Annotated in this window: 15 protein-coding genes and 1 pseudogene; 5 read left to right on the plus strand and 11 right to left on the minus strand. The window is 74.6% G+C overall.

The features are described 5' to 3' along the window. Nucleotides 1–253: 253 nt before the first annotated feature. The 7 genes and pseudogenes from CFP65_RS09465 to CFP65_RS09490 all read right to left on the minus strand — a co-directional run bounded on the left by CFP65_RS09465 (nt 254) and on the right by CFP65_RS09490 (nt 10,105). Nucleotides 254–5,572, minus strand: a complete 5,319-nt coding sequence (locus CFP65_RS09465) for a tetratricopeptide repeat protein (RefSeq protein ID WP_104815690.1) — start codon at nt 5,570–5,572, stop codon at nt 254–256. Then, nucleotides 5,569–6,975 carry a triacylglycerol lipase gene (locus CFP65_RS09470; RefSeq protein ID WP_104815691.1) on the minus strand — a complete coding sequence of 469 codons (1,407 nt, stop codon included), beginning with the start codon at nt 6,973–6,975 and terminating at the stop codon, nt 5,569–5,571. Before CFP65_RS09470 ends, CFP65_RS09465 begins: the two co-directional genes overlap by 4 nt. 122 nt (nt 6,976–7,097) lie before the next feature. Then, a complete protein-coding gene (locus CFP65_RS09475; protein ID WP_371682391.1) occupies nt 7,098–7,364 on the minus strand; it encodes an SDR family oxidoreductase in 267 nt (88 codons plus the stop codon). Nucleotides 7,365–8,098: 734 nt separating this feature from the next. Continuing rightward, a complete protein-coding gene (locus CFP65_RS09480) occupies nt 8,099–9,001 on the minus strand; it encodes a hypothetical protein (RefSeq protein WP_158702113.1) in 903 nt (300 codons plus the stop codon). Nucleotides 9,002–9,018: 17 nt separating this feature from the next. Further along, nucleotides 9,019–9,264: a hypothetical protein gene (locus CFP65_RS38825; RefSeq protein ID WP_158702114.1), complete on the minus strand. Its 246-nt coding sequence runs from the start codon at nt 9,262–9,264 to the stop codon at nt 9,019–9,021. A gap of 89 nt (nt 9,265–9,353) precedes the next feature. Further along, nucleotides 9,354–9,509 (minus strand): annotated as a pseudogene (locus tag CFP65_RS09485) (nitrate reductase); the annotation flags it as partial. A 119-nt stretch (nt 9,510–9,628) separates the two neighbouring features. Beyond that, entirely contained in the window at nt 9,629–10,105 is a 477-nt protein-coding gene (locus CFP65_RS09490) for an SAV_6107 family HEPN domain-containing protein (protein WP_104815693.1), read from the minus strand. Between the two features lie 366 nt (nt 10,106–10,471). Here CFP65_RS09490 and CFP65_RS09495 point away from each other — a divergent pair, with 366 nt between their 5' ends. From CFP65_RS09495 to CFP65_RS09505, 3 genes are all read left to right on the plus strand, one after another. Then, on the plus strand, nt 10,472–10,882 hold the full coding sequence (locus tag CFP65_RS09495; protein ID WP_104815694.1) for a hypothetical protein: 411 nt from the start codon (nt 10,472–10,474) through the stop codon (nt 10,880–10,882). Nucleotides 10,883–11,066: 184 nt separating this feature from the next. Beyond that, a complete protein-coding gene (gene fxsT / locus CFP65_RS09500) occupies nt 11,067–14,411 on the plus strand; it encodes an FxSxx-COOH system tetratricopeptide repeat protein (protein ID WP_104815695.1) in 3,345 nt (1,114 codons plus the stop codon). 11 nt (nt 14,412–14,422) lie between these two features. After that, complete coding sequence (locus CFP65_RS09505; protein ID WP_104815696.1) at nt 14,423–15,832, plus strand: NAD(P)/FAD-dependent oxidoreductase; 1,410 nt, start codon at nt 14,423–14,425, stop codon at nt 15,830–15,832. Between the two features lie 8 nt (nt 15,833–15,840). On the opposite strand, the gene CFP65_RS09510 is transcribed toward CFP65_RS09505, so the two are convergent. Then, nucleotides 15,841–16,290, minus strand: a complete 450-nt coding sequence (locus tag CFP65_RS09510; RefSeq protein ID WP_104815697.1) for a nucleoside deaminase — start codon at nt 16,288–16,290, stop codon at nt 15,841–15,843. Nucleotides 16,291–16,398: 108 nt separating this feature from the next. Between CFP65_RS09510 and CFP65_RS09515 the strand changes: the two genes are divergently transcribed. Then, nucleotides 16,399–17,670 carry an acyl-CoA thioesterase/bile acid-CoA:amino acid N-acyltransferase family protein gene (locus CFP65_RS09515; RefSeq protein ID WP_104815698.1) on the plus strand — a complete coding sequence of 424 codons (1,272 nt, stop codon included), beginning with the start codon at nt 16,399–16,401 and terminating at the stop codon, nt 17,668–17,670. A 51-nt stretch (nt 17,671–17,721) separates the two neighbouring features. On the opposite strand, the gene CFP65_RS09520 is transcribed toward CFP65_RS09515, so the two are convergent. The 3 genes from CFP65_RS09520 to metF all read right to left on the minus strand — a co-directional run bounded on the left by CFP65_RS09520 (nt 17,722) and on the right by metF (nt 19,871). After that, nucleotides 17,722–18,036: a M48 family metallopeptidase gene (locus CFP65_RS09520; protein WP_217368151.1), complete on the minus strand. Its 315-nt coding sequence runs from the start codon at nt 18,034–18,036 to the stop codon at nt 17,722–17,724. Between the two features lie 78 nt (nt 18,037–18,114). Next, nucleotides 18,115–18,831: a hypothetical protein gene (locus tag CFP65_RS09525; protein WP_104815700.1), complete on the minus strand. Its 717-nt coding sequence runs from the start codon at nt 18,829–18,831 to the stop codon at nt 18,115–18,117. A 125-nt stretch (nt 18,832–18,956) separates the two neighbouring features. Beyond that, a complete protein-coding gene (gene metF / locus CFP65_RS09530; RefSeq protein ID WP_104815701.1) occupies nt 18,957–19,871 on the minus strand; it encodes a methylenetetrahydrofolate reductase [NAD(P)H] in 915 nt (304 codons plus the stop codon). A gap of 150 nt (nt 19,872–20,021) precedes the next feature. Between metF and CFP65_RS09535 the strand changes: the two genes are divergently transcribed. Then, on the plus strand, nt 20,022–21,128 hold the full coding sequence (locus CFP65_RS09535; protein ID WP_254552303.1) for a polyprenyl synthetase family protein: 1,107 nt from the start codon (nt 20,022–20,024) through the stop codon (nt 21,126–21,128). The last annotated feature ends 62 nt before the right edge of the window (nt 21,129–21,190 follow it).

Consider the following 21,190-nt stretch of genomic DNA (forward strand, 5'->3'; position numbering starts at 1 on the left):
CGGCCTCGACCAGGAGGGTGCTGTCGTCCGGGAAGTGCAGGGTGAACACCGGATCGATCAGCAGCAGGAATCCGAGCCCTCCCCGGAATGCTCCGATCCTGCGTGTTCCGGGAGGATGAAGCCCCGCCAACTCCCCTCGGGCGAGAAGTGTGAGCCCCACCCGGAAACAGTCCGGGTAGGTCAGCGGGGTTGCTCCAGTACTCGAGCGTCGCGGTCCCCCGGTAGTCGTCCGAGCGGCCGGCCTTGCCGGGGCTCACCGTCCTTCCATCAGGATCGCGCCGAGCTTCCGCAGCCCGTCCTGGGCCGCTGGCCATCGATCGGCCAGCCGACGGAGCCGGAGCGCGCCCGCCTCGCGCTGAACCGCCGAGCCCTGGGCGGCCGCGCTCCGCATCAGGTCCGCCGCCCGGCCCGCTTCGGCGGACGGGAGCAGCAGCACGGACTCCAGATAGGCCCCCGTGAAAGTCTGCTCGCGCAGCAGCGGTGCGACCGTGAACAGCGCGGCCAGCGCGGCTGGTTCACCCCGTTCGAGCAGGGTGATCCCGACATCGGCGGCAGCCGCTGGGTCGGTCGCCGCGTCGTGCACCTCTGCGGGTTCGAGCTGATCGGTCAGGCTCAGGACCGCGAGATGGAGACGGGCGGACGGGTTGTCACCTCGCGACTCCAGCACCGTCCTGATCCGCGGGTCCGTCAGCAGTCGGGGGTTGGCCCGGAGGTACTCGTACTTCTCCTGCCAGGTCGCCAAGGAGAGCCAACCGACGATCAGTTGGCACTGCTCGTGCGCGATCGAGAACAGCCGCACCGCTTCGGCGGCGCCGTGTTCGACCGCCGAGGCAAGTAGGTCGGCCAGCAGGTCGAGGCTGCCCTCCTCGGGGTGGATCGCACGGGCGACCGTGAGGGTGTCGTGCAGGGCGGGGTACAGCAGGTCGTCGCCGATCTTCCGGGCGAGCGCCGCCTGTTCGGCCCAGGTCTCCTGCTCGCGCCACAGGTCGATGTAGAAACGGGCGTCCACGTCGGTGACCAGCTCCGCCCAGACCGGGAACGGCGGTAGGTCGGTCCCACTCTCGGTCAGTTCTTCGAGCATCCCCCGCACTGCCCGGCGGACCTCCCCGGCCCGGACCGGGTTCCCACCTGCGTCAATCAGGTGGGCGGCCTCGGCAAGGTCCGCCACGGCTCCGGTGGCGTCACCGTGCCGGGTGCGCAACTGTGCGCGTTCGGTCAGGAGTTGGGCCCGGACCTCGCTCGGGAGACCGTGGATCACCTGCTCCGACCGGCGCAGGACCTCCGGCAGGCCGGCGTGCTCTACCAGCTGGATCAACAGCAGTTGGAGGTGCTTGCGCAGTGGAGGCAGGTACGGCTCCACATCGGTCAGCACCAGCTCCCGGCTGATCCGCACCGCCTCGGTGGCCGACCCGACGGCCTCGGCCAGGGCGCCGCTCATGGCCTGCACCACCGCCAGGTTGTTCAACGACCGGGCCAGGTCGGGGCGGTACGCTTCCGGTTCTGCCACCGCGAGGGCCCGGTGGAGCTCCACCGCCTGGGTACCCGACTCCAGGGCTCCCGCCAGGTCGCCGGAACGCGCCTGATGGGCAGCCAAATTTTCTACTGCATTGGCGAGTTCCGGCCCGAAGACCCCCGGTGCGGCCTCCGCCAGCCTACTGCGGATCTCGGTCGACCGGCGGGCCAGCTCCAACGCCGCCGTGCACTCTCCGGCGGCGGCCTCGTTGTTCGCGAGAGTGCCGAGCATCATCGCCAGTCCGGGCAGGAAGGCGCCCGGATTCGCCTGGGCGAGCTGCTCCTGGATCCGGACGGCCTCACGGGAGGTCTCGTGAGCCGACAGGTCGTCACCCGATCCGCGCTGCTGGATCGCGAGCGTATTCAACAGCACGGCCAGGGTGGCCCGGCCGCCAACGGGATTGCTGTCCGTCACCTCGCGCTGAAGCTCCACCGCCTCCGCCGCCGCATTCAGGGCCTGGTCTTGCTCCCCGACCCGGCCGAGGGTGAGCGCCAGGTTGTGCACCACTCCGGCCAGTCCGACCAGGTGACCGGCCCGGTCGAAGGCCACCAGGCACCGCTGACTCTCGACCGCCTCCCGCTCGGCGCTCAGCGCACCCCGGAGATCACCCAACTCGGTGCGACTCGCCGCCAGCGCCGTCAGCGAGCTCACCAACTCTGGCAGGTGCGCCGGGTCGGCCCGGACGAGCTCCCGGCGGAGGTCAACCGCCCGCTCTGCGGAAGCCAAGGCTTCCCGCTGCAGTCCGACGTCGCGTTGGTGGTGGGAGAGGTTGGTGAGCGCACCCGCCAACCGAGGGCCGAACACTCCGGGGGCTCGCTCCGCCAGGACCGAGAACAGGTCGGCCGCCTCCTGCCCGGTACGGTGCGCCCCGACCCGGTCGCCGTTGTATGCCTGCTGGCCGGCCAGGATGCTCAGTACCACGGCGAGCAGTGGCTGGAACGCCTCGGGGAAGTCCGCCGCCAGCCCTCGGTACAGCGCCACGGCCTCCACCGCCGTGGTGAGCGCACCCCCGGGGTCACCCGCCGTCTGCTGAACCGCCACCCGGTTGGACAGCGCCGCCGCCAGCTGCGGGAGGAACGCTTCGGGGCTCTCTGCTGCCAGCGCGCGGAACAGACCGATGCACTCGTCCGCCGCCGTCACTGCCGCCGCCGGGTCGCCGATGTCGGCCAGCTGGTGGCAGAGGTTCTGCAGCGTCGTCGCCAGCATCAGACGGAACCGCCCGGTGTCGGGGAGTCCCCGAAGCAGTTCGGCCACCGCGTGCGAAGCCTGCACCGCCCCGGTCCGGTCCCCGTTGGCGTGTCTCTGCACCGACAGGTTCACCATGGCGGCCAGGAAGTCCTCCAGGTGGGCGTCCGGGTCCAACCGGACCAACTTCCCTCTGATCTCCACCACTTCGGTGATCGCCAGCAGCGCACGACGCGGCTCCCCCATTGCGGCCAGCTGGTTGGACAGACCATTGAGTCCGCACGCCAGCCGGGGCAGGTGGACGGTCGGGTCCTCGGCGACCAGGCGGCGGGCGATCTCCACTGCCTCGACGGCCGTACCCACCGACTGCTGGAGCTCTCCGGCCTCGACCTGCCGGATGGAGAGTCCGTTCAGAGCATCGGCCAGCGCCGCAACGGCCTGTTCCGCACCACCCTCGGCCAGCGCCCGGTACAGCTCCACCGCCTTCCTGCTGGTCACCAGGGCGCGGCCCCGGTCACCCACGCTCCCCTGATGGTGCGACAGATTGTGCAGCGCCCCGGCCAGCGCCCAAGGGCGGTTGGGAAACTCATCTCCCGACAACCGCCGGAACAGCGCCACCGCCCTGCGCCCCGACACCACCGCCGCATTCCGTCGTCCCGTCTCGGCCTGCGCCACCCCCAGTTGGCTGAGCGCCCCCGCCAGGTGGAATCGGCGCTCACTCGCACCGCCCGCCGCCAACCGGCGCAGCAGCACCACCGCCTCCTGCGCCGACTCCAACGCGCCGTCGTGATCCCCCGCTTCGCTCTGCCTGATCGAGAACTCCACCAGCCAAAGAGCCCGCGCCGCACCGTCCTCCTCGCCCAGCGACAACGGCGCCAGCCGAGTGGCCACGATCATCGCGAGCCGCCGCGTGGTGACGTACCCGGCCGCCAGCAGGTCCCTCAGCAGAGCGAGCGGCAACAGGGTGTCCTCCACCTGGGCCAGCGTCTCCAGCGCCGCCACGAACGGGCCGCCCTGCGTGCTCGCCACCACCAGGGCCGGCTGCCAGAGCTCCGGCACGCCCCGGAGCGCCGATTCGGCCAGCCGGTAGCTGAGTTCACCGTCTCCCACCCGGGACAGCGCGACGCACCCGTTCAGCCGCTCCTCTCGGTCCGCGAGCTCGAAGCACCGGCGCAGCAGCGCCTCGTCCGCACCGAAGACCTCGGCCAGCAGGTGGGCGCCGACCGGGTCAGGGCGGATCGCGAGCGAGCCGTCCTCGGGTGCGGCGGGCAGCAACTCGACCAGCAGGTCGGCGATCTCGGTCCGCCAGCGGGCGGCCCCGGCCAGCTCCTCAACCGCGCCGAGCACGGCCGTCAGCCGCTCCCGCCGGGGGCCGAGCAGGCTGACGCAGGCACCGGCCGTCCGCAGCAGGTCGGCCGGAGGCTTGCCGCCGATCTGGGTGCGGTAGGCCCGGCGCCAGTACGCGAGTTCGTGCCGCAGGACCTCCATGTACAGGGCCTGCTCGGACTCCGGCGGTGTGCCCGCGCCGTGCGCCGCCAGCCAGGCCAGCATCACGAGGTCCAGGGTGGTCCAGCGGTAGGACTCGGGCTCGCCGCCCAGCACCACACCCGGCGTCGCACCGAACGCCCGGAGGGCGGCCCTGTACACGCCGGCCGACCGGGGGTGACGGGCCGTCAGTGGGACGTCGCGCAGCAGGTACGGGTGCCCCTCCTTCTCCAGCGCGTCGGCGATCCCGTCGTGCCACCAGCTGCTCACCGAGCGGGCGGTGAGCACCACGCAGGTCGGGCCCCGACGGCCGCGCAGCGCCCGCAGCAGCCGGCTGACCTCCTCCCAGCGGGCCTCCTCCGCGTAGTCCACCAGCACCAGCAGCGGCGAGGCCAGCCGCCCGAGCCAGGCCAGGTCCGCCGGGTCGGCGTCGCGCAGCAGGAAGCCGGTGTGCCATCCCTGGTCCGCCAGCCGACTGCCCAACTCGGCGGCCAGCCGGGTCTTTCCGGCGCCTCCGACGCCGTGCAGCAAGGCGATCCTGGTCGGCGAGCCGCCGTCCGCTCCCTGGCACCAGTCGAGCAGCAGGTCCAGTTCGTCCCGTGGGTGGAAGGCGACCACTTCATGCCGGGCCGACAGCTGCTTCAACGGGGCACTTTCGTAGGGCAGTTGCAGATACGACGGCACGAGCACTGGACCGGCCGGGTACCCCGGCAGCGGGAATGGGTCCACCTGCGGGTAGCCGACCCCGACATCGACCCCGGCGGACCACCGCCCGCCCCCACCCCGAAGCAACTCGGCTCCGGTACGCACCGCCTGCTCCCAACTCAACCCACCGGACGCGACCCCGGTCACCTCGACGGCCAAGAAGGCACCGGGCTCCTCAGCCGTCGCGCGCACCTCACCGAGCAGCTCGGGCGGTGCCACCGGGTACACCACATCGCCGGGCTCCAGCACGTCCAACAGCGGGTAGTCGTACGCCTCGGCCCCGTCCCAGTCACCACCCAGCCAGACCAACACCAGGGCGTGCGCGGCCCGTTCGGGCCGCTCGCCGTCCAGCAGCACCACGATCGGGTGCAGTCCGGCGCCCAGACAGGCGCCCGCGTAGCCGACCGCCAGGTCCAGGCAGGTGGCGTGGCGGGGCCGCAACAGCACCTGATCGGGGGTCCGGATCTCCTGCCGCCCCGGCTCGCTGCCCACCGGCTCGTCGACGTAGCGGATGCCCGCAGCGGCGAAGGCCTCGTACAGCCGCCGGGCCCGGTCCATCGGCGGACCGTCCGCCGGGCCGGGCAGCGGACCCTCCAGCAGGCCTTCAGCCGCCCGGGGTTGGACGTACTGCAGCAGCCCGGCGGCGCCGTGCGCCCGGTTCCAGCGCGGTCTGCTGGCCGTCACCGTGCGCCCGCCCCGACCACACCGAACACCTCGTCACAGCGCAGCTGGTCCACCTCCGGCACCTGCACCGCCTCCACCGTCAGGTGGTACGCACCGGGCCGCAGCGGAGGCAGCGTGGCCGCCCACTGCACAGCCCCGCTCCGGACCCCTGCGATCCAGTTCGCACCGTCCGCGTCACCCTCCGGCCGGACCCGGACCCGGACGGCGGTGCGCTCGTCCGCCTCGGCGCCGTGCAGGGTGACCCCGACCTCGACCGGAGCGCCCGCGGGCACCGCCTCGTCCAGGTCTAGGCCGAGCCACGGCCGGTCCGGGGTGTCGCCCCGGACGGCCCGCAGCGAGCCCGCCGACCAGTTCTGCAGCAGTTCCACTGCGGCTGCGGCGGAGGAAAGTTCGAGGTGCCGCCCGGAGGTGGCGCGCCACTTCGACGGCTGCTCCCCCAGCTCGATCGGGATCGCGGAGACGGCCGGCACAGTGCCGTCGCCGTGCCAGTCCGGATTGGGCAGCCAGGCCGGGGCCTCCTTCCCGACCGCGAACCCGGCCCCGACCGAGACGGCCTGCTGCAAGGTGGCGTGCCCGCGCCCGAACACCGGTGTCACCTCGGGAAATTCAGCGCTCCCGGCCAACTCGCCCCAGGCATCCTCGATGTCGCGATGCACGGCGAAAGCCGCCTTCGCTCGGGCGGTGAACCCCTCCGGTACGCCCTCGGCCAGCTCGTACGGGTAGCGCTCCGCGCCGCCCGGCCCGGCGGCCACCACCGGGTATCGGGGCAGCAGTTGGTACACCGCCGGCCAGTCGCGCAGCACCTCGGTCACCGCGTCGAACCGGGCCAGACCGACCCGGGCGCCGTTCACCAGCAGCTCCAGCGCCTTCGGCGCGCCCCGGTGCGGCGTGCCCAGGGTCACCAGCGCCGCGCAGTCCGCCGCGCCGCCCAGCGGGCCCAGCCAGTAGCGGGCGACCAGGCCGCCCATCGAGTGCGCCAGCACGATGACCCGCCGACGCCGGGCCCCCGGGGTCTCACCCGCCAGCCGGGCCGTCAGCTCCGCCGCCAGCCGCTCGGCCGCGTCCTGGACACCCAGCCGGAAGTCGTACGGGAAGAGCAGCAAGTCGGCCCGCAGGTCCGGTGGTTGGCCCGGCCTGGCGGTGTCCACCCTGACGTCCCGGAAGGCCCGCTCGATCCGGTGCACCAACCGGTCGTAGCCGGGCAGCACGAACGGTCCTGCCAGCCTGATCCCGGGCAGCAGGCCGACCGGATCCAGCGTCGGATGCTCCGTCAGATTCAGCCGCCCCGGGTCCAGCGCCGCGGCCGCCATGCTCCGCCGGCGCTGGTCCCATCGGGGCCCACCGCCGGGCCGGTGCAGCACGCTGCCGCCGATCCCGGGCAGCACCACCACCAAGTGGCGCAACCGTGGCCTCATCGCTCCCGCCCCCGCCCATCGGCAGCGCTTCGCCGATCTTCCCCGATGATGCGTCAACTCCTCTGACCACCACCGATCCTACCGGCCCGTCGGACGCTCGGCGGCCATCACTACGCAGGCCCGCCACCACGGGGCGCGACCCGGAAGTCGAACGCGACCGTGCCCGGGTCGAGTGCGGTCGTCCCGCCATCGACCGTCAGCACAGCGCCGTTGACCAGGCTCGCGGCGGGCGAGCGCAGCCAGCCGATCGCCTCGGTGACCTCCTCGGGCTCCCCGGCCCGCTGGACCGGGTTGAGGCGGGTGGCCTCCCGGCAAGCGGCGTCTACGCCGTCCAATCCGGCCCGCTCGGCCAGCCGGGCCATCGGCCGGGCGGCCAAGGCGACCGCGACGTCCTCCCGGCGGTCCCTGGCTCCTCGACGGAGACAAGCCGCGTGAGATCGACACCGAGCTCAGCAGCGACCAGGAAGCCCAGCCCGCTGAAGCCGACGGCCACGCACCACACTCCGGAGGAGTCGCGGCGGTGGTCAGGCCGAGCATCAGCGCGGTGCAGCCGTCACCGACGCGACCACGACGGGGCGCAGGCCGGCATCGGGCAGGAGCCCCTGAAGGCTGGGCAGCGCGGGGACCAGCTTGCCGGGCTGGGCGTAGCTGGAGCATCGGTGCCAGTGCGGCGAGGGAAGCCTCCACGAGCCCAGGAGCGAACAAATGAACGAAAATGGTCACTCGCGGGGCACGGCGAAGGCCCGCCGCCCTGTGCCGGAACGCGATAGTTGTCACTTGAACGAGGTAGTTGTCATCAGCCCGGTCTGGGGCGGTCCAGGAATCCGACGCCCACGAAGCACTGATCGAAGCTGTCGATCTATGCTCCGTGGCGGTGCTTCCAGCCTGGCGTCGAACGGGCGGTCGCAGACCTGCCCGTTCGACGCGCGCAGTTCCCGGCCCTTGACCGTTGGGGACTTGGTGGCAGTAGTCAGCTGTTCCGGTCGATGCGGGAAGCGAGCGTGCGGGCGTACGCGTCGAGGCGGCTGGCAATCGGCCGCAGGTCCCAGGTGCGCTCGTGCCGCCGCTGGGAGGCGAGTCGGCGAGGGCGACCTGGAGCGAGCAGCGCCTGTCATGGGCCTGGGCACGGGCGCGGACGAGCGGGGCCCGGCGGTGGTGGCTCTGCGTGGTGTCTGCCCAGATCAGTACGGTGGCCACCTCGCGGCGCACGCCTTCGTCGAAGCGCCGGGAGCCGCGCTCGGGCATCCCAGCGGCCCTGCGGGAGGGTCCAGGTAGCGAGTGCGCGGCGCCGCCGGTGGTAGTCGACCGGATCCGGCTGCCGGTTCAGGTGGTCGGCGAGGCGCCGAAGGCCGGCTCTGACCTCGTCGGCCGCTCCGATGGCGGTGACGCGGCGGCGGGCTTCGAACAGCAGCGAGTCGCCGGTGCTCCGGGGGAGGCCGAGCAGTTCGGCGCTGTGCTGCTGCGTTGCGCCTGTGATCATCTGGATCAGGTGGATGGGCAGGGCCTGTCGGAGTGCCGGCCAGGTGGCACAGGGAACGTCGAAATGCTGCCTCAGCCAGGTCTCGGGCAGCATCTGCGGGACGTTCCGCCAGGTGAATGCTCTCGGGCTGATGGGCGGGATGTCCACGTTTCGGACGGTGGATGCCCTGTTGTAGGTCCGCAGGCGGAGCTGGTGCCGCGCGTCTGCTTGGTGGATCAGGTTGCGCATCGAGGGTGAGACATCGTGGGTGCGGGCGAGGGCCTTCCAGCGGTTTTGGTCGCGGCAGGTCTCGCTCAACAGGCCGCTGATCTTCTGTTCGGCGGGCCCGGTGTCGAGGGCGAGCAGGAGGTGGGCGGCGGTGAGGACCTGGGCGGCGTCGGCGGGCTGGTGCGGGAGGTGGTGGTCGTCGCGCCGGCGCGTGGTCCAGATCGCCGGGTCGTGGGCGGCCGGTGGCGGCGGCCGCAGTAGGACGGAGGCGGTGTAGAGGTCGCCGAAGTAGACCTTGGGCTCGACCGGGCGGCCCAGGCTCCGCACGGTGGCCGTGGTGCCGGTCAGCAGGGCGTGCAGGAGCCGCTGGCGGTCCAGCTGTTCGGGCCGTGTGCGGCGGACGGCGGCACCGGTGCGTCCAGCCGTCCGCCGCACACGGCCCGGGCAGCCTGCCGGTTGTCGGGCTGGGAGTTGCGGCACTGCGCGGGGTGGAAGAGGTCGCGGGCGGGGCGGGCGATGAGCTGGCTGCCGATGCGGTGGTTGATCGACTGTCCGCAGTGGCGGCTGCCGAAAACCAAGGCAACCGTCACTAATCAGAAAGTCACTGACATCACATCAAATTTAAACTGACACCTGACAGCCGTACTTGACGCGTCGTCATGCGCCAATCTCATCGTGCAGGCGCGACGAAGGTGGCGCCGAACATCGCTACCACGTGCTGCGCCCCGAGCCCGACCGTCCGCCCCCAGGAGAGCCGCTCGTCCGGCCTGACCACCGCCCCGGGCTGCGGGGAGCGCCCGTCCCCGTGCAGTTTCCACCCGAAGGCGAGCTTCATGGCGTACCTCGTCTCTGCTCTGCTCCACGCCCGGCGCGGAAGCCCCGGCGGGCCGGCCGTCGATCGGTCGGCGCCATGATCCCCCACCGACGACGCCGGGGCGCCATCCGCCGCTCCGCTCAGCGCCCCCCGGGGCCCGGGGTCGAACCGTCCAGGCGGAGCAGGCGCTGGACGATCCGCAGGTAGAGCGCGGTGTTGCGCACCAGGTCGTCCGCGTCGCGGGCGGTGGCCGCGCCGGTGATGCCCGCCTCGGCGGCCGCCCGGCGCCGGGCCCCCGCCGCGTAGTAGACCGCCCACTCGGCCAGCTCCGGCGCGACCTCCGGCAGCACCTCCCAGGCGGAGCGGATCGCCCGGCGGCGCCGGGGGTTGGTCTCCGGCCGGCCCCGCACCGCGAGCACGGCCGCCGTGGTCCGCAGCGCGGCCAGGTGCGCCGTGGCGTACCGCTGCAGCGGATCCTCCACCGCCCGCGCCCGCTCCAGGGTGCCGAACGCGTGCCGCAGCAAGTCCAACGCGGCCGGCGGCGCCGAGGCCCGCAGCAGCACCGGATGCACATCGGCCCCCCGCCCGTGCCCCGCCCCCGGACCCACCCCGGGCAAGGGCTCCGGCTGAGGACGGGCCTGCGGCGGCGCCGCCCCCGGCGAGGGCGCCGGCTGTGGCTGCGGCGGCCCCTGCTGCGACTGCGCGCGCCGCGACAGGCCGACCCCGCTCCCCGGCCCGTACGACGGCTCCGCCGCGCCGCCCCACGCGGGCGGCACCGGCTGCGGTGGTACGGGCGTGCTGGTCTCGGGCCGGCTGATGGTCATCTGCTCCCCCGTGGACTAAGCGGGCGGCACGGACCGGCTTGGCCCGCGTTATCCCATCGTGACTCCCCCCACTGACAGTGGGGCCCGGCCCGGGGCCCGGTACGCTCTCCCCAGCCCCTCGCTGACGGGGTTTCAGCCCATCGGGGGGAGATCGCAGACATGGACGCCACGACGCTCTCGGCCGAGGTGGTGCCGTACCTGACGGCCGCCGCCGCGGCGTACGGCACGGCCGTGCTCGACCGGGTCGAGGAGACCGCCGCCGACGCCACGGTGAGCCTCGGCCAGCGCCTGCTCGGCCGGCTGCTGCACCGCACGGAGAGCCGCCCCGCCGTCGAGGCCGCCGTCACCGAGCTCGCCGAGGACCCGTCGGACACCGACAGCCAGGCCGCCCTCCGGGTCGAGCTGCGCCGCCTGCTGCGCACCGACCCCGCGCTGGCCGAGGAGCTCACCGCCCTGCTCGCCCAGGCCGCCCCGAACGTCACCGTCACCGCGAGCGGCACCCGCTCGGTCGCCGCCCAGACCATCTCGGGCACCGTCAACACCGGCGACCGCGCCCGCATCCAGCGGTGAACCCCCGCCGCCCGGCCACCCGCCGCGCCCGCCCGGCCGCCGCACCCAGCGGCCGGAGCCACCCCGCGCCGAGACCGCCGGGCGCCCGCCCCGGCCCGCCCCACCCAGCCGCCGTCTTCACTCACCGCAGCCACCCCGGCTGTCCGTACGGCCCGGGGCCGGCCACCGCGCCCGGCGCCCGGCCGTGACGGAGCCGGGCAGCACCACCGCCGCCGGCCTCCGCTCGGTCGCCGCCCACACCATCTCCGGCACCGTCAGCACCGGCGACCGCCCCGACTTCCGACGGATCACCCTGCCGGAGGCGGTGCTGCGCCCACCCGCCGAGCTCCCGGCGCCGCCGGGCACGCACAACCTCCCCGCCCCCGACGGCCGCGCCTTCGCCGGCCGCGAGCAGCAGCTGGCCCGGCTGGCCGGGCTGCCGCCGGCCGGGATCGCGGTGGTCCACGGGCTCGGCGGTGTCGGCAAGTCGACATTGGCACTCCAGTACGCCCGCGCCCGGCTCGACCGGCACACCCTCACCTGGTGGCTCACCGCCGACACCCCCGACCACCTGACCACCGGGCTGGACGCGCTGACGCGCCGGCTGCACCCGGCCCTGGCCGCCGTCACCACCACCGAGGAGGGCGCGGCCTGGGCGCTCGCCTGGCTGCAGAGCCACCGCGGCTGGCTGCTCGTGCTGGACAACGTCGAGGACGAACGGGACGTCCGCGAGCTCACCGGCCTCACCACCGGCCGCCTGCTGCTCACCACCCGCCGCAGCCGGGGCCGCCTGGCCGCCACCGTCATCCACCTGGAGGTGCTCACCGAGCCCGCCGCGACGGCCGTCCTCACCGCGCTGACCGGCCCGGACGACCCCGCCGACACCCTCGCGCTGGCCCGCGAACTCGGCTGCCTGCCGCTCGCCCTGCACCAGGCCGGCTCCTACATCGCCCGGACCCGCACCGACACCGCCACCTACCTGCGGCGGCTGCGGCAGCACCCGGGCCGGATGTACGACCGCCCGGGCGACGGCCGGGACGGCGAACGGACCATCGCCCGGATCTGGAACCTCTCCCTGGCCGCCGTGGACGAGGCCGACCCGGGCGCCACCACGGTGCTCCGGGCCCTCGCCTTCCTGGCCCCCGACGACCTCCCCCGCGCCGCCCTGCTCTCGCTCTTCACCACCGAGGACCAGGAGGGCGCCGACCTCGACCTGGACGAGGCCCTGGCCACCCTCGCGGACTACGGCCTGATCACCCTCACCCGCGAGACCGTCTCCGTGCACCGCCTGCTGCAGGCGGTGCTGCGCACCACCGAGCCGGCCCCCGACCCCGGGGAGGACCCGGCCGGGCTCGCCTTCGCCTTCGGCTGCGTCAACGCGACCTTGGCGGACAGCACCCCCGGGGAGCCCGCCGCCTGGCCGCAGTGGCAGGCCCTGCTGCCCCACGTCGACGCAGTGCTGGCCCGGATCGAGCACCCGGGCCCGGGGGTGGCCGGGCTGTGCCAGGCGACCGCCCGCTACCTGCGCGCCCAGGGGCTGCCCGCGCGGGCGCTGCCGTACGCCGAACGCGCCCTCGCCATCACCGAGGCCGCGTACGGCCCGGCCGACCCCCAGACCTCGACCCGGCTCGGCGCGCTGGCCCACACGCTGCACGAACTCGGCCGCACCACCGAGGCGCTGCCGCTCGCCGAACGCGCCGCCGCCGTCGGCGAGGCCGCCTGGGGCCCCGACCACGCCCGCACCGGCGCCGCCGTCGGCGACCTCGCCGTGATCCACTTCGCCCTCGGCGACCATCGGCGCGCGCTGGCCCTGGAGGAGCGGGCCCTGGCCATCGCCGAGGCCGCCCACGGCCCGCTGCACGAGGAGTTCGCCACCCGGCTGAGCAACATCGCCGTGGTGTACCGGGAGGCCGGCCGACTGACCGAGGCCGCCCGCTGCGCCGAGCGGGCCCTGGCCCTCTCCGAGCGGCTGCTCGCCCCGGACGACCCCATGATCGCCATCCGGCTCGGCAACCTCGGCGTGGTCTACGGCGCCCTGGGCCGCTACCCGGAGGTCCTGGAGCTGGACCGACGGGCCCTGGCCATCGCCGAGGCCGCCCACGGGCCCGACCACCCCACCCTGGTCACCCGCCACGGCAACCTGGCCACCGCGTACGTCCATCTCGACCGCCACGCGGAGGCACTGCCGCATGCCGAACGCGCCGCCGAACTCGCCCGGCGCACCCTCGGCTCCCGGCATCCGGACACCGCGCTGGCGATCGGCCGGCACGGCCTGGTACTGCTCGACCTCGGCCGCAGCGCGGAGGCACTGGAGCTGAGCCGGCTGGCGGTGGAGATCTCCGAGGCCGCGCTCGGGCCGGACCACCCGGAGACGGCCGTCCGGCTCGGCACCCTCGGCACCGTGCTGCGCCAACTCGGCCGGCCCGCCGAGGCGGTGGAGGTCGAGGAGCGGGTGCTGAGGATCGAGGAGGCGGTGTACGGCCCGGACCACCCCACCCTCTGCGCCACCCTCGGCAACCTAGCGCTCAGCTACCGGGCGGCCGGCCGCCCGGCCGAGGCACTGCCGCTCGCCCGCCGGGCCCTCACCATCGCCGAACGCAGCTGGCCGGAGGCCCACCCGAGCCTGCCGGTGCTCGGCGGCAACCTGGCCGAGGCGCTCACCGGCCTCGGCCGCCCGGCCGAGGCCGTACCGCACCTGCACCGGGCACTGGCCAGGCTGGAGCGGCTGTACGGCGACCACCCGACCACCCTCACCTACCTGCACCGGCTCGCCGAGACCCTCACCGAGGCCGAGCAGGACGAGGAGGCGCTGGCCGCCCGACGGCGGGCCCTCGACCTGACCGAACGCCTGCACGGGCCGGACCACGTGGAGATCGCCTACGCACTCAGCGCAGTCCGGTTCTCGCTCACCGCCCTCGACCGGCATGCCGAGGCCGTCCCCCTGGACGAACGCGCCCTCGCCGTCCTCGAACGGACCCTCGGGCCGGACCACCCGGAAAGCCTCGGCCACCTGTACGACCTGACCGAGGACCTGCTCGCCCTCGACCGCCCCGCCGAGGCGCTGCCCCCGGCCGAACGCGCCGTCGGCCTGGCCGAACGGGCCCACGGCGCGGCGGCGGCCGAGACCGGCGCGGCCCTCACCGCCCTCGGGTACGTGCTCTACCTGCTCGGCCGGCACGAGGAGGCGCTGCCGGTGGAGCGCCGGGCGCTGGCCGCCACCGAGGCCGCCCTCGGGCCGGACCACCCCGCCACCGGCAGCTGTCTCGGCAACCTCGGCCACGCCCTGCGCGAGCTCGGCCGCCACGCCGAGGCCCTGCCGCTGGAGCTCCGCGCGGTGGCCGTCACCGAAGCCGCCGGCGAGGCCGACCCGGAGAGCCCCGCCCTCGCCAAACGCCTCCTCAACCTGGCCCGCACCCACCTCGCCCTGGGCCACCCGACCGAGGCCGGCCCCCTGCTCCACCGGGCCGCCGCCCTGCCCGCCCACCCCGGCACCGCCGAGCAGATCACCGCGCTGCTGGCCGAGGTCAGCCCGCCCCACCAGGGCGTCTAGGATCGTTGCCCATGGCACGGATCGTCATCATCGGCGCGGGAGTGAGCGGCCTGGCCGCCGCCGCGCGGTTCGCCATCGCCGGGCACCGGGTGACGGTCTGCGAGGCGGCCGAGGGCTACGGCGGGCAGCTCGGGCGGTACGAGCGGGACGGGTTCGCCTTCGACACCGGGGCCGCACTGCTGACCCTGCCGGCGGTCTACCGCGACCTCGCGCTCAAGACCGGCAAGGAGCCGCTGGAGCAGCTGGTCACCCTCACGCCCGTGCAGCCGGAGAGCCGGCACCTCTTCCCCGACGGCACCGACCTGGTGCTGCCGAACGCCTCCCGGGGCGGGGTGGCCCAGGCGCTGGACGCCGCCTTCGGACCCGGCTCGGGCGAGCGCTGGGGGGCCGTCACCAATCGGGCCCGGACGGTCTGGGAGGCCACCCGCCGCCCGCTGCTGGAGGAGCCGCGGCCGGCCGACCCGGCCCGGCTGGCCACCGACCCGTACCCGGCCGCCCCTCGCAAGGGGCTGGCCCGGCTGGGCCGTCCGACCCGGACGCTGGCCGAGGTGGCCGCCCGCGAGCTCGGCGGGCACCCGGGCCTGACCGCGCTGCTCCAGGAGCACGCCCTGCGGTTCGGCCTGGACCCGCGCACCGCCCCGGCCGGGGCCGCCGTGCTCGCGTACATGGAGCAGTCCTTCGGCGTCTGGTACGTCCGGGGCGGGCTGCGCTCGCTGGCCGAGGCGGTGTACCGGCGGTGCGAGCAGCGCGGGGTGGAGTTCCGGTTCGCGGCTCCCGTGACCGAGATCCTCACCGTGGACGGCCGGGCCGCCGGGGTGGTGGCCGGGGGCGAGCGGATCGCCGCCGACCGGGTGGTCTCGGCGATCGACCACCGGGAGCTGTACGGCCGGGGCATCGCGCCCGGCCCGGCCCCGGCGGCGCCCGAGCGCCCGTACGCCTGGTACCGCTGCCTGCTCGCGCTGCGCGGCGCCCGGCCGGCGGGCACCCACGTCCGCACCGTGGTGCACGCCCGCTCCGGGCCCGAGGAGCTGGCCGCCCTCGCCGCGGGCACGGTGCCGCAGCACCCGACCGTCCAGGTGCACCGCCCCGAGGACACCACCCTGGTGCCGGACGCCGAGCACGAGGCGGTGACCCTCACCGTGACCGTCCCGGCCGGTGCCGCCCCCGCCGCCGACTACCCCGCCCACCTGCTGGCCCACCTGGCCGCCGCCGGTCTCGACCTGCGTGAACGCCTGCTCTGGCAGCACGTGCTGCCCACCACGCCGATCCCGCCGCCCTCGCTGGCCGGCGCCCCGCTCGCCCCGCCCGCCGACACCGCCCTGCCCGGCCTGCACCTGATCGGCGCCACCGCCCACCCGGGCGGCGGCCTGGCCCGGGCGGGCATGTCGGCCTCGATCCTCGCCTCGGGCGCCAGTACGTAGGTCGGCCTTCAGGCGCCGATGTCCTCGTACCAGAGGTCCGGCCGGTCCGCGATGAAGGCGGTCATCAGCGCCGCGCACTCCGGGTCGTCAAGCAGCACGATCTCCACCCCGTGCTCGGCCAGCCAGCCGTGCCCGCCCCGGAAGGTGCGGGCTTCGCCGATCACCACCCGCGAGATGCCGAACTGCCGTACCAGGCCGGAGCAGTACCAGCAGGGCGAGAGCGTGGTGACCATGGTCGTGCCCCGGTAGGAGCGCTGCCGGCCCGCCGCGCGGAAGGCGGCGGTCTCGGCGTGCATGGCCGGGTCCCCGTCCTGCACCCGGCGGTTGTGGCCCCGCCCGAGCAGGGCGCCGTCCGGGCCGTACAGCGCCGCCCCGATCGGGATGCCGCCCTCGGCGAGGCCCGCCCGGGCCTCCTCGATCGCGGTCCGCAGCAGCTGTCGATCCGTCTCCAGGGCCATGCCCGCATTCTGCCCGGTGACCAGGGCCGGAACCGGCTGTCATCGGCGGCGCGCCGGAGCGTAGGGTCACTCCCGCACATCGGGCCGAACGGACGGGGGAACAAGGCCATGGGGAGTCACATACGGGGCTGGGCAGGCGTCTTGGCGGCGCTCGCGCTGATCGGGTCGGCGGCGGGCTGCTCGACGCGGGGCAGCGACCGCGACGCCGCGATCGAGGTGGACGCGCCGACCGCGCTGATGGACACGGCGGTGCATCTGCGGGTCACCGGGCTGACGGCCGGCGAGCAGGTCACCGTGCACTCGCAGGCGAAGGACCAGCTGGGCAAGGAGTGGCACGGCGAGGCCGACCTCCGGGCCGACGGCCACGGCCGGATCGAGCTGGACACGGCCGAGCCGGCCGGCGGGACGTACCAGGCGGCCGACGGCATGGGCCTGTTCTGGTCGATGACCCCGCAGGACGGGGAGGGGGACCCGGAGAGCACCTCCTTCCGGCCGCCGATCGCCGACCCGCACGGCTACCGGGTGACGGTCACCGTCTCCGCCCACGGGCAGCAGCTCGCCTCCCGCGCGCTGACCCGGCAGTGGATCGGCGTGGGCGTGACGCACCGCGAACTGACCCTGGCCGCCGACCACGTGGTCGGCGAGCTGTACCTCCCGGCGCCGGGCACCCCGCGCCACCCGGCCGTGCTGGTCTTCGGCGGCTCGGACGGCGGCAACAGCAAGCTCTTCGAGGCGGCCATGCTCGCCTCGCACGGCTACCCGGCCCTGTCGCTGGGCTACTTCGGCCTGCCGGGCCTGCCGGCGAAGCTGGAGGACGTGCCGCTGGAGTACTTCGCCGCTGCGGCCCGGCTGCTCGCCGCCCAGCCCGGCGTCGACCCGGCGCACGTGCTGGCGATGGGCACCTCGCGCGGCAGCGAGGCGGCCCTGCTGCTCGCCGAGCGGTACCCGGACCTGGTGCACGGCGCGGTGGTCTACGCCCCCTCGGCCCAGGTGGTCCCGGGCTTCCCGGACGAGGGCACCACGGCCTGGACGGACGGCGGCAAGCCCGTCCCCCAGGGTGACATCCCGCTGGACCGGGTCAGCGGGCCGGTGCTGGCGCTGGCCGGCTGGGAGGACCAGGTCTGGGCGGCCGGCGCCGCGGCCGGGCAGATCGACCGGACACTGAGCGCCGCCGCCAACCGCTACCCGCACCAGGCCCTGGTCTACCCGGCGGCCGGGCACGGCGTCGGCACCCTCCCCTACCTCCCGACCGGCACCAGCCTGGTCCATCCGGTGCTCGACAAGCTGGCCTCCCTGGGCGGCAGCCGGCCCGCCAACGCCGCCGCCAAGGCGGCCGGTTGGCCCAAGGTGCTGGCCATGCTGGCCGCCCTGGACGGCTGAGAACGGGAGCGCCCGGCCCACCGGGCCGGGCGCTCCGCACAACCGCGCCGCCTACCAGGCCTCGACGCCCATCGCCCGGGCCAGCTTCCGGTACCGGTCGCCGCCCGCCGCGTCCCCGCGCCGCTCCAGGGTGCGGCCGAGCACCTCGTACGCCCAGCCGTTGCCCGGATCCAGCTCGACCAGCCGGCGGAAGGTCTCCTCCGCCCGGCCGAGCTGGGCGCTGTGGAAGTAGGACCGGCCCAGCAGTTCGAGGGCCGCCCGGTGCTCCGGCTCGGCCGTGACGATCGGGGCCAGGATGGCCGCCGCCCCGGCGTAGTCCTTCGAGTCGAAGAACAGGTTGGCGCGCTGGTACTCCTGGTAGCTCACGGGGACTCCTTCCACGGTCATGTACAGCACCGTCAACCGAAGACACCCCTGGCATTGTTCCCGATGAGTAGCCGCCTACTACTGGTACGGCTGCTGCTGGTACTCCCAGCCCACCTGCTGCGGCTGCGGCTGGTACTGCTGCGCGTACGGGTCCTGGTACTGGGGCTGGTACTGCTGGGCCGGCTGCTCGTAGCCGTAGCCGTACGCCGCCTGCTCGTAGGCCACCGGCTGCGGCTGCCACTCCTGCTGCGGCTGGGGCTGGTACTGCTGCTGGCCGTAGTCCGGCTGGTAGTACATCTGCTCCGGCACCTGCTGGTAGTACTCCGCCGGGGCGGCGTAGACGCTCTCCACCGGCTCGACCGGCTCCATGGCGGCCAGCTCCTCGTAGCCGGCCACCGGCTCGGGGGCGGCGCTCTCCTCCACCGGGCCGACCTCGCCCACCGGCTCGGGGGCGGTGGCCGCGGCCACCGCCGCGCCGCCGGTGGCGGCGCTGAGCAGCGGCACCTTGGCCAGCGGGCCGGGCAGCGAGCCGTCGGGGCGGCGCAGCGACCAGCCGACCGGGCGGCCCTGCTTGACGGCCAGGGTGACGAAGACCTGGCCGGTGGCGAAGGCGGCGGCACCGAGGCCGATCACGGGCACCGAGGAGAGGGCCATCCCGGCCACCACGGCGAGGAAGCCGGCCAGCGCGAGGCCGCGCCAGTGCAGCGGGGCCCGGTGCTGGAAGAGCAGCTCGGCCAGCAGCCAGACCGCGACCACGGCGAGCGCGGCGTAGAGCAGCAGGTATCCGGCACTCATCCGATGCCTCCCGTGAGCATGACCCCCCGCCGCGCAGGGGTCCGCGCGTCCCGCGACTGTACAGGCTGCGGCCCTCGCGGCCCACATCCGCGGCAGCCCGAACAGCGGCAGGGGCCGGGCGCGGTTCAGCGCTGGTGGAGGCCCAGGTTCTGGTAGATCTCCAGCGTCGCGGTGGAGTGGTTGAGGGTGATGAAGTGCAGGCCCGGCGCGCCCTCGGCGAGCAGCCGCTCGCCCATCGTGGTGGCGTGCTCGATGCCGACGGCGCGCAGCGCCGCCGGGTCGTCGACCACGGCCCGCAGCCGGGCCTCCAGCTCGTCCGGGAAGGGCGAGCCGCTGAGCAGCGGGAAGCGCTCCAGCTGGCGGGCGTTGGTGACCGGCATGATCTCCGGGATGATCGGCACCTCGCACCCGGCCGCCGCGACCCGGTCGCGCAGCCGGAGGTAGTCCTCCACCTCGAAGAACATCTGGGTGATCGCGTAGTCGGCGCCCGCCCGGCACTTGGCGACGAAGTGCTTGATGTCCTCGTCCCAGTTCTCGGACCGGGGGTGCATCTGCGGGAAGGCGGCCACGCCCACGCAGAAGTCGCCGATGGAGCGGATGAGTTCGACCAGCTCGTAGGCGTAGGTGACGCCCTCGGGGTGGCGGATCCACTCGCCGGCCGGGTCACCGGGCGGGTCGCCCCGGACGGCCAGCACGTTCCGCACGCCCTGGTCGGCGTACTGGCCGATGATGTTGCGCAGCTCGGCGATCGAGTGGTCCACGGCGGTCAGGTGGGCGACCGGGGTCAGGGTGGTCTCGGTGGCGATCCGGCCGACCAGGTTGACGGTGCGGCCGCGCGAGGAGCCGCCGGCGCCGTAGGTCATACAGACGAAGTTCGGGTCCAGGGCCTCGACCCGGCGGATCGCGTCCCACAACTTGGACTCGGCGAGGTCGTTGCGCGGCGGCATGAACTCGAAGGAGAACGAACGGCTCCCGGCGGCCAGCAGTTCGCGCACCGTCAGTGCGCGGTCGGTCCTGGTGGAGGGAATCCCGAGTGCCATGCTGGCAGGTTAGCGGGCGGGGTGTTCAGCCCGGCAATCGTTGTCCACCAAGTGAGATCCGGTGCCACCGGAAGGGGTGGGACGCGGTACGGGAGTTGACCCGGGCCCCGGTTACGCTGGCTTGTCACCCCAGCGATCTGGAGTCCCTTCGTGCCCTCGCCCACCACCCCCGCGGCCGGCCCCCTCGACGCCGAGTCCCTCCGCGAGCGGGTCAACGCGGCCCTCGCCGAGTTCATGGACGGCCAGGCCGCCCAGCTCGACAAGATCTCCCCGCAGCTGGTGCCCGCCACCGCCGCCCTGCGCGAGTTCCTGCTCGACGGCGGCAAGCGGCTGCGGCCGGCCTTCTGCTACTGGGGGTGGCGCGGCGCGGGCGGCGCGGCCGACACCGCGGGCATCGCCGAGGCCGCCGCGGCGCTCGAGCTGCTCCAGGCCAGCGCCCTGGTGCACGACGACCTGATGGACCGCAGCGACACCCGGCGCGGCCTGCCCTCGGTGCACCGCCGCTTCGAGGCGCTGCACCGCGAGCACGGCTGGCGCGGCGACCGCGAGCAGTACGGCGCCTCCGCCGCGCTGCTGCTCGGCGACCTGCTGCTGATCTGGTGCGACGAGCTGTTCGGCCGCTGCGGCCTGCCCGCCGAGCGGGTGCTGGCCGCCAAGCCCGCCTTCGACCTGATGCGCACCGAGGTGATGGTCGGCCAGTACCTGGACGTGCTGGAGCCGGTCGCCGGGGATTCGGCGGACGAGGGCGCGGTGCAGCGGGCGCAGACCGTGCTGCACTACAAGTCGGCCAAGTACACGATCGAGCGGCCGCTCCAGGTCGGCGCCCTGCTGGCCGGGGCCTCCCCCGAGCTGGTCGAGGCGTACTCGGCCTTCGGCCTGCCGCTCGGCGAGGCCTTCCAGCTCCGCGACGACCTGCTCGGCGTCTTCGGCGACCCGGCCGTCACCGGCAAGCCGGCCGGGGACGACCTGCGCGAGGGCAAGCGCACCCTGCTGATCGCGCACGCGATGCGCGGCCTGCCCACCGCCGAGGCCCGCCACCTGGACGGCCGGCTCGGCGCCCCCGACCTCACCCCCGAGGAGATCCCCGGCCTGGCCGCCCTGGTCTCCCGCAGCGGCGCCGCCGACGCGGTGGAGCAGCGGATTGCGGAGCTGATGCACCAGTCGCTGACCGCCCTGGACGCCGCCCCGCTGGCCGACGGCCCGGCCCGCGCCGCACTGCTCGCCCTCGCCGAGGCCGCCACGGTCCGCAAGTACTGACCCCCGCCGAGGCCGCCACGGTACGGAGGCACCAGCCCCCGCCCTGACCCCCGGCGATCTGA

It is taken from the genome of Kitasatospora sp. MMS16-BH015 (assembly GCF_002943525.1).
GTDB lineage: Bacteria > Actinomycetota > Actinomycetes > Streptomycetales > Streptomycetaceae > Kitasatospora.

Excerpts from the sequence above, each read along its gene's own strand:
- CFP65_RS09505 (WP_104815696.1), top strand. The coding sequence starts at position 14,423 with ATGGCACGGATCGTCATCATCGGCGCGGGAGTGAGCGGCCTGGCCGCC.
- CFP65_RS09510 (WP_104815697.1), bottom strand. The coding sequence starts at position 16,290 with ATGGCCCTGGAGACGGATCGACAGCTGCTGCGGACCGCGATCGAGGAG.
- CFP65_RS09525 (WP_104815700.1), bottom strand. The coding sequence starts at position 18,831 with ATGAGTGCCGGATACCTGCTGCTCTACGCCGCGCTCGCCGTGGTCGCG.
- CFP65_RS09495 (WP_104815694.1), top strand. The coding sequence starts at position 10,472 with ATGGACGCCACGACGCTCTCGGCCGAGGTGGTGCCGTACCTGACGGCC.
- CFP65_RS09515 (WP_104815698.1), top strand. The coding sequence starts at position 16,399 with ATGGGGAGTCACATACGGGGCTGGGCAGGCGTCTTGGCGGCGCTCGCG.
- metF (WP_104815701.1), bottom strand. The coding sequence starts at position 19,871 with ATGGCACTCGGGATTCCCTCCACCAGGACCGACCGCGCACTGACGGTG.